This is a genomic window from Vibrio sp. YT-19(2023) (assembly GCF_033337395.1).
The window spans coordinates 1-547 of sequence record NZ_JAWOQN010000993.1 but is presented as its reverse complement, the minus strand read 5'-3'; the positions used below and the strand labels follow the sequence as shown (position 1 = coordinate 547).

Annotated in this window: 1 protein-coding gene and 1 pseudogene; both read left to right on the top strand. The window is 45.2% G+C overall.

The window, feature by feature from the left end; all coding sequences use genetic code 11:
- The first annotated feature begins 60 nt into the window (after nt 1-60).
- Nucleotides 61-363: a PTS fructose transporter subunit IIB gene (locus R7E78_RS29630; RefSeq protein ID WP_005463048.1), complete on the top strand. Its 303-nt coding sequence runs from the start codon at nt 61-63 to the stop codon at nt 361-363.
- Between the two features lie 8 nt (nt 364-371).
- Nucleotides 372-547: pseudogene (locus tag R7E78_RS29625) on the top strand (PTS fructose transporter subunit IIA); the annotation flags it as partial.

Sequence of the window (547 nt, the reverse complement as noted above, 5' to 3'; positions counted from 1 at the left end):
CAAATCAATTCAATCTGCGGTGGCTGTGCTAATATCCACAAAAAATAAAATGGATAGAACATGAAAATCGTAGCGGTGACAGCATGCCCTACAGGCATCGCTCATACTTATATGGCGGCAGATGCACTAATGAAAGCTGCGCCAAAACATAACGTGCAAATTAAAGTAGAAACGCAAGGTGCGATGGGGATAGAGAATCAGCTCACTCCGCACGATATCGCTCAAGCGGATCGGGTTTTGATCGTGTCGGATATTGAGATAGAACAACCTGGCCGATTCGAAGGGACGCGCAAAATTCAAATCCCCATTGAAGAGGTTTTGCTGAACGTCGACAAAGTATTCCTCGTCCACTGCCGCGACTAAATTTGCAGATGAACGAATACCAAATCACCTTTTTCGTCGATAATGCAAATGCCAGTGCGCACCTTGCTCAGCCACTCAATCGAGTGGCAAAGAAGTTCAAAAGTACCTTACATATCATTAATGTAACGCAAAATCGTGTTGCGGAACTCACCAAGTCCGTGGCGATTTTGCAAGCAGGTCTACA

Bases quoted from the DNA above. Each gene is read 5' to 3' on its own strand.
- R7E78_RS29630 (WP_005463048.1), top strand. From the start codon at position 61: ATGAAAATCGTAGCGGTGACAGCATGCCCTACAGGCATCGCTCATACT.